Below are 8,141 nucleotides of genomic sequence, written 5' to 3' on the forward strand. Positions count from 1 at the left end.
GATCGACTTAGAGTTCGCCGTTATCTTTTAAATATTTTTCAACTTTAGTCTTTAATTCATCCTTATCAATAATACTGTCCAATACAGTCACATTTTCCTTACCCAAACGATCTTGAGCAGCATCCGCTAAGTCACGACCAACGAAGAAATGATCGGCCATATCTTTACTTGCACTGCCCATATCCATATGAGTCGTCTCAACATCCGTAACACCGAGTGCTTTTAAAATATCCGTAATGTTCATTTCAACCATAAAGCTTGAGCCTAAACCTGTACTACATACTGCTGCTAGTTTCATGTTTCTCACTCCTTAGAATTACATTCATAAATTCTTGACTGTTTTCTGCTACAAATAACTGTTGCAAAGTTGCTTTATTACCAAGTAAACTTGCCAACTCAGATAAAGCCTTTAGGTGGGCTGTTGCATCAACAGCAGCTAGTACAAATATCAATTGCACTTTGTGTTTTGAGTCAACAAGATCAATTGGTTGTTTGAGCTTCAACACCGACATACTTAAATGATTGACACCAGTTTCCGGACGCGCATGCGCTAGGGCCACCTTGCTACCAATATTGATATATGGGCCATTTTCGTTGACACTGTCGATCATCGCTGTGACATAGGAGTCCTTGATATCCTGATTTTCTAATAACGGTTTTGCCGCTACTTTAATTGCCGCTTCCCAAGACAAATTCTCAGAATCAGCAAAAGTTATGGTATTGGGTTTAACCAACTCACTAAGCATTGGCTGATACCCCCTTTCAAATTTTGATTTAGGATCAATTGAAAAGGTTAGAACCTCTTTTAGCCCAACAATTAAACCACTAATATTCTTGATATCAGCATTGTCTGCAATGACATCCAATAATGAATGAATCTGATTTGATTGTCCTTTTGAGTTAACGATGTTATGAATAGATAATTGCTTTTGTAAATAATTCAGACCATTTTCATCTAGTATTGGATCAACCTTTATGACATCGCGATTCAACTTTTCTAACGGAATTGTTGAAATAACAATATTATCTTCAATCATCTTCATCGACTGATACTGTTTCTTAGAGATCGGTCCTGACAACTTCAAATCTGGAAACGCTTTATTTAATTGCGCCATCAGGAACCTTGAAGTGCCGATACCACTTGAACAGACGATCAATGCAGACTTGCTATCTTGACTTTCACGAACAACTTGAGCACCAAAATAAATTGCAATCAACGCAATTTCATTTTCAGTCAACTTTTGACGACTTAATTTTTCAAACGGATAAATTGAAATTTTAGTATACGTGTAAATATCTGGATAATCATCACGAATCTTAGTAACCATGCCATCCACATATTGATGATGATATTTGACACGATAATAGGTCGAAAGCAAATGAATATATAATTCCCGACTTAATTGCTTTTCATCTTTGAAAGTGACACCTGAAATTTGTTTGAAATTTTCAACAACTAAATTAGAAACACTAACAATATCTTTCTTAACATTGTTATGCCCCTGGGTATTCAGTTGACCTTCCAATAAGAGGCTCTCTAAGTAATAACACTCATCAGTATGCTCAACCAATTCACTGCCAAACTGAATAATAAATGAGTATGTGAGATTATATTCATTACTCTTTTCCATCTCATGACGATCAGAATCATCGGGTAAAAATGTTTTGAACTTCAAAATTCGGTTATTCATCATTCGATGTAGGACTAATGAATAATAACTTTCAAGAAACAAAACCATGTCGTCTGAATAAGTTTGATTAGTCGTTGCTTCAACGGTCTGTATCCAATCATTCAGCATTAAGCTCAAGCTCACTAACTCGGCAAGTGCTGGAATTGTTTTAGCCTTGTTTAGGAAAGCACTAAGTAGATGATGGTGTTCACGTAACTTAACTTGCATATAATTTCTGATTGACAGTTCCGATCCGATTAACTGATGACCAGTTTGATCCGCAGCAATTACAATGTTATATCGTGTCAACTTGGCTTTCAGCTGAGACAAATCAATTAGAACTGTATTTTTACTGACATCTTCCCAAGTCATCAGCATTGATGTTGTAACTTGATCACCTAGGAAAAGCAATAACAAATCGAATATTTGGCGTTCCTGACTAGATAACTTACCAATGTGAGGCACCCTATCTTCATCAGATGGGTTGAGCATTTTCAATTGTTCTTTAGTGCTATCCGGTAAAAAATAACCTTGTCGATAGACGTTCCTAGGTGGTTCTATTTTTTGTGCCAGACATTTGTTACTAATACTCGAAATAAATGAATAAACAGATCTTTTTGAAAATCCCATCTTCCTTACAAGCGTATTGATGCTTTGATAACCATCAGCATCAATTAATATTCTTAGGAGTTCCATTTCATTATCCGTAAAATGTATCGTCATGACTAATACCTCCTACAATCAATAGTATATGAAAGCGCTGTATTTTCTAAAAGAGCTAAATTTGCACACTCATTTGTGCAAAATTGAACTTATTACTTTATAGTGCCATTATCACAGCATATAAACTCGTGTTCTAACATATAAAGAATGATTCATAAGGTCAAGCATAATTCTGCAATGATAGCTATTGATTTGGCCAATACTTGTCTTATTTTCATCAAACATCATCAATATCCATACCAAGATGAACTGGCAACCACTTTTGACAAATTTTATCAGCTATCCACAAGCATTACTTTGCAAACGTTGAACTACCCATAAATACGACAAAAAAATGTTGTTAATGGCTAAATTATTCAGTCATCAACAACATTTTTCTAATTTGATGTTATTTCAATAAATCTTTCATTTCAACCTTATCATTTTGTGGCATGATCTGAATAAACACATGAATCTGTTTATCAATTAAACGTTGAAATGAAGCCTTTTCTTCATCACTAACCGAGATAGTATGATATAAACGTTCGCGACCTTTTTTAGCTCCCATACCACCGAGATCAATTTGAGAAATATCAATACCATGATCAACCAAGTATTCTAAAGTTTGTGGAACTTTTACTAAAACAATGGTCGGTGCCTCTAAAGGACTAGATAAGAAAGTCACAGCATCTTCTTTGTTAAAAACACCAATTGCCATTGTTTCTGGAATCGCATTTTCAAGAACGTTAATCATAAAATCATCTTTGGCCACGGCATCATCGACGACCAAGACTTGCTCAGCATTGGTCACTTTGCTCCAGGCTGTCATGACTTGACCATGAATTAAACGATCATCAATCCTTGTTAAGACTAAGTTTTGCATGTTTATGTCCTCCCTGGTTAGACAGATTAATCAATTCAATGCCTTTATTTTCATTCATCAATGCAGTATTTGTAAGCTCATCAGCGGTTGAATTTTCAGTTCTAGTGGTCACAACACTAATTAACATTGGTAGGTTCATCCCAGTAATTAGATTGAAATCATATTTACGCTTCAAAAATCCAGCAGAATTATACGGAGTACCACCTTTTATATCACAAAAGACAAGACTTTTTTTCTGGAAAGTCTTAAGCTTGGCTTCAATCTGATCACGATAATCATCTGGTGCCTGGCCTTCTTTTAATGACAGTGTCGCTATATGTTCTTGTGGACCCGCAATCATCTGCAGGCTAGCCAGTAACCCCTCACAGAACGGGCCATGACTAATTAGTAAAATATCAACCATTAATTAATCCCCCTATTTTACGATACCTAAAACATTCAAGTAAGATAAAGCTATTCCGACTACAAAGATGCCGATAATAATCCAAGTAGGATTTACTTTTTTAGCAACTAACCACCAAATCAAAACAGTAATCCCTAGTGGAATCAATCCAGGCGCCAACGTATTCAAGATTGATTGCAACTTCATCGTACTCTTGCCAACTTCCCAAACTAATGGCGTCTTCACCGTAACTCGAGTTGCAGCCATAGCACCAACGACCATCAATCCAACAATACTAAAGGCATTAGTAACCTTGTCGATCACACCATTCTTCAAAATCTGGATAACGGAGCTTTTACCTTGACGATACCCAAACATGAATAAAAAGTAACCTAACGTATAAATAATCAGTTCAAACACAACAGTGAATAAGATCGGGCCAAGATAATTTCCAGCCAATGCCATAGATGCCCCAACACTAGCTAAAATTGGGAAAAGTATCCCTTGTTGAACCGTATCACCAATACCCGCTGCAGGACCCATTAGACCAGTCCGAACACCATTAATATCATCTTCAGAAACTGCTTGGCCATTAGCACGAGCCTCTTCCATTGATAAGGCAACCCCATGAATGATTGGTCCAACCATATGTGGTTCAGTATTAAAGAACACCATGTATTTCTTCAATTCTTCAGCTTGGCGTTTAGGATCGTCATACAATTTTTTAATTGGATGAATCATCATATTCGTTAAGCCTAAAGCTTGCAATCGTTCATAATTATAAGCTGCTTCATCAGATTGTTCCCAAAGCCATGTCTTAACTAAATCACGATGAGTTAATTTTCGTTTGTAATCGGCCGCACTAATTGTTTCTGGCTCCGCATTCGCAGAGACCGCATCAGTTGCAATTGCCTCAGTCTGACCAGTTCGATTGTTTAAACTCAAGCGTCGAACTTGCTTCTTAGCAGTCTGATGAGCATTCTTTTTACCACTAGTTTGACTTACAAAGATTAAGAACGCAATTGCTGCAGAGAAAATGGCAATCGCCATAATATCTAATTTCAAATAAACTGCTAGGAAAAATCCAATAATGAAAAATGCATTTAAGCTACGTTTGCCAAGATAATTTAACAACATTGCAATCCCAAGTGCCGGCATTAGGCCACCAACAACTTCAAGCGCAGTCGTCAAATCTTTTGGAATCGCATTAATAAGTGCAGTTGCCCAAGTTTTGCCAAATAGTACTAAGCAAAAGGCTGGAATCCCATAAACGACAAATGAAACGATAAATGATGGCACATAATTTAACCAACGAATTGCATTAACATTACCTTTGTCCAATTCTTGATCAGCACGATGTACCCAGAAAGAATTAATAGTTTGGTAAATTTGAACCATCAATAAACCTAGCAAACTAAACGGAATTGCAAAAGTAACTGCTAATTTTGGATTAGCACCTGAAAGAATCGTCAAAGCAGTCCCATAGATTCCTGCAACCATTGTATTACTTGGCATGACCCCACCGGCATTGATCCAGCCAAGATAAACCAGCTGGATATTGGCACCGGCTAACATTCCTAACATCGGATGTCCCATGAAAATCCCGACAATAATCCCAGTTGTTAAGGGATACGTCATACAACGTGTAATGGGTGCAAAGAACCACCATTGTGAAATTATTGCTAAAAATGCAACTAAAATCGCTGATAATAACATATTTTGCCCTCCTTAGCTCAATGTTAATTACTTAGTAACTAAAGAATTGAAAACCCTAATGCTTCAACATCAGAATGAAATCCTTGAACTGTTTGTAGTGACAACTCTTTGGTACCCTTGCCCACCATTGATAATTTGTTAAGAACAGCATTCGTCACTGTGATAATATCAACACCAATTGATTCAGCTTGGAAAATATTAAATACTTCACGACAACTAGCCCATAATAGCCAAGCTTGATCATACTGATTGGTTAACTCAACTGCGGCTTTCATCAATGGCATGGGATCAACACCAGTATCAGCAACCCGACCAGCAAATACAGAAACAATATTGTGCGTGCCAGCCTTCAAAACTGGTAAGACCGCTTTAACTTGATCCAACGTCAAAATAGCGGTTACATTAACTTGAATACCTTGTGCAGATAACTTCTTAATTAACGGCACCGAAGATTCACCTTTAGTATTAGTAATTGGAATTTTCACAAAAACATTCTTTCCCAAAGATGAAATCTTAACCGCTTCTTTTTCCATCGTATCGAAGTCATCGCCGAAAACTTCAAATGAAACTGGCATGCCATCCACAGCTTTTAAAGCATCTTGTGCAAAGTTAACATAGTCCTTAACACCAGCTTTTTTCATCAAAGAAGGATTTGTTGTAAATCCAGAAACAGGCCATTTATCCTTAGCTTCAACCATTCCATTAACGGATGCACCATCGGCGTAAATATCGATATTAAACTTTGACATATTGAGAACCTCCAAATTTGATTTTGCGTTAACGTTACCGCAAATTGCCTATTTTTTGATAATGTCGCAAAGACATTATCATTATAAGAATTGCTGTTTACTTTGTAGATAATTGAGCTAACTTGCGAAAACGTTTCCACAACTTTATAATCCTATTAAACAACGTATAATCAATACTGTCAAGATTATTTTTAACAAGGGCGGAAGACAAGCATGAACAAAAAAAATAACGTGTCTATCAAAGACGTCGCAAAAGCAAGCGGTGTCTCAATCACAACTGTATCAAGAATTATCAATAATACCGGACGCTTTTCAAAAATCACTCAAAAGAAAGTTATCCAAACAATCAACGAATTGGGCTATGAACAGAATAAATTAGCCGTCAGCTTAAGATCTAATAAATCTAATACTGTTGGTATTATGGTTCCGGATATTACCAATGAATTCTACTCTGCAATTGTTAAGAAATGTGAGCAATTACTTTTTTCAAATGGTTATTCCAGTATCATTTGCAATACCGAACGAAGTGGTGAACGTGAAGCAGCCTACTCACAAGTTTTGATGGAACATCGTGTTGACGGCTTGATCATTATTTCCAGTGCCATTGATGCCCCAAAATTCTCTAGAACAACGACAGTTCCAACAGTCTATATAGATCGTGATCCCCATTCTCACAATGAATTAATTGTTTCATCAGATCATTATACCGGTGGTGAAATTGCGACAAACTTCATTTTGAATCACCAGTTGAATCCCTTTTTAATTATGACTAAAACGAAAACATCATCCACTATGGAACGGGTTCGCGCTTTTAAAGATGTTCTAAAAGAACACCAAGTTACAGATATCGAGGCAAGAGTGTTTTCTCTAGATTTAACCTCAGATAAATTTTTGGAAACGGTTCCATCTTTGGATGATTATCTACAAAAAATCGTATCCCTTAAAAAGCCTGCTGGTATCTTTGGTATAAACGATAACGTCGCCTATATGGTCATCAGGGCCGCTCAACGCCTTAACATTAGCGTACCTCAAATGATTAGCGTCATTGGTTTTGATGGGAATTCCTTTTCTGAAATTTCAGCGCCAAAAATTACGACTATCGCGCAAAATACAACTAAATTAGCTCAAGAGGCTTGTCGATTACTATTACAACAAATGACTACCCAGGACCAAGATATTTCTCCAGCCATCATCAAAATACCAGTGAAGTTAATTATTAAAGAAAGCACCATTCAATAATTCAAGTTCAACGACGAAAAGACCATCAAGAGAGGGCTATACTCCTACTTAGGTAGACAAGCAAATAATTAAAGCTTGTTTACTTAGGGAGGAGTTTTTAGTATGGGCCGAAAAGGAACTCGGTACAGTCTAGAAGACAAGCTAGCGTACATTGACTTAGTAGATCAAGGAATGAGTGCCAGACAGATTCAACATCAGTATGGTGTTAAAGATGACCAAATCAGACAATGGGTTCAACGATTCCAAGCAGAAGGATTAGACGGCTTGAAGCATCGGAAGGTCCACCGGTATTCACCGGAGTTCAAGCAGAAAGTGGTCGACCTATATTTAGCAGGAAACACCTCATATCCTCAACTAGCTAGCCAATTTAAGATTCCAAATTCAAGTGTCATCTATCAGTGGGTGAACCTGTATACTAGTGGTAAATCATTTAAAACCACTAGGAGGTCCCAACCCATGAAGACCGGTAGAAAGACGACACAGATCGAACGAATTGAAATTGTACAATGGGTCATCGCAAATGACTTAGATTATAACGGTGCCATTGAGAAATTTTCAGTCTCATATGGACAAGTTTATGCGTGGGTCAAAAAGTTCAAGCAGGACGGTCCAGAAGCTTTACAGGACCGACGCGGTAAGGATAAATCCAGTAAATCTAACTTAACCGATGAGGAGAAACAAGCGCTCAGAATCAAGGAATTAGAAGCACGAAACGCCTACTTATCAAAGGAGAATGAAGTTCTAAAAAAACTGAAGGAATTGGAAAGGAAGGATGCCCAACAGAGCCAAAATATCGTACC

General features: G+C 37.1%; 8 protein-coding genes. 2 read left to right on the forward strand and 6 right to left on the reverse strand.

Annotated features, from left to right (window positions below):
- Positions 1 to 7 precede the first annotated feature (7 nt).
- From FFM74_RS08395 to FFM74_RS08420, 6 genes are all read right to left on the reverse strand, one after another.
- Complete coding sequence (locus tag FFM74_RS08395) at positions 8 to 298, reverse strand: PTS sugar transporter subunit IIB (RefSeq protein ID WP_137626180.1); 291 nt, start codon at positions 296 to 298, stop codon at positions 8 to 10.
- A complete protein-coding gene (locus FFM74_RS08400) occupies positions 276 to 2,393 on the reverse strand; it encodes a BglG family transcription antiterminator (RefSeq protein WP_137626181.1) in 2,118 nt (705 codons plus the stop codon). Before FFM74_RS08400 ends, FFM74_RS08395 begins: the two co-directional genes overlap by 23 nt.
- A gap of 388 nt (positions 2,394 to 2,781) precedes the next feature.
- Positions 2,782 to 3,255 carry a PTS sugar transporter subunit IIB gene (locus FFM74_RS08405; RefSeq protein ID WP_137626182.1) on the reverse strand — a complete coding sequence of 158 codons (474 nt, stop codon included), beginning with the start codon at positions 3,253 to 3,255 and terminating at the stop codon, positions 2,782 to 2,784.
- Positions 3,227 to 3,658, reverse strand: a complete 432-nt coding sequence (locus FFM74_RS08410) for a PTS sugar transporter subunit IIA (protein WP_137626183.1) — start codon at positions 3,656 to 3,658, stop codon at positions 3,227 to 3,229. Before FFM74_RS08410 ends, FFM74_RS08405 begins: the two co-directional genes overlap by 29 nt.
- A gap of 12 nt (positions 3,659 to 3,670) precedes the next feature.
- Positions 3,671 to 5,353, reverse strand: coding sequence for a PTS system mannose/fructose/sorbose family transporter subunit IID (locus tag FFM74_RS08415; RefSeq protein WP_137626184.1), 1,683 nt, complete (start codon positions 5,351 to 5,353; stop codon positions 3,671 to 3,673).
- Between the two features lie 38 nt (positions 5,354 to 5,391).
- Positions 5,392 to 6,102 (reverse strand): transaldolase, encoded by a 711-nt coding sequence (locus FFM74_RS08420; RefSeq protein WP_137626185.1) that lies wholly within the window; start codon positions 6,100 to 6,102, stop codon positions 5,392 to 5,394.
- 213 nt (positions 6,103 to 6,315) lie between these two features.
- Here FFM74_RS08420 and FFM74_RS08425 point away from each other — a divergent pair, with 213 nt between their 5' ends.
- Positions 6,316 to 7,341: a LacI family DNA-binding transcriptional regulator gene (locus tag FFM74_RS08425; RefSeq protein WP_137626186.1), complete on the forward strand. Its 1,026-nt coding sequence runs from the start codon at positions 6,316 to 6,318 to the stop codon at positions 7,339 to 7,341.
- A gap of 102 nt (positions 7,342 to 7,443) precedes the next feature.
- A partial coding sequence (locus FFM74_RS08430; RefSeq protein ID WP_137626187.1) for a helix-turn-helix domain-containing protein occupies positions 7,444 to 8,141 on the forward strand: 698 nt, incomplete at its 3' end.

The organism is Lactiplantibacillus pingfangensis, assembly GCF_005404945.1.
Lineage (GTDB): Bacteria > Bacillota > Bacilli > Lactobacillales > Lactobacillaceae > Lactiplantibacillus > Lactiplantibacillus pingfangensis.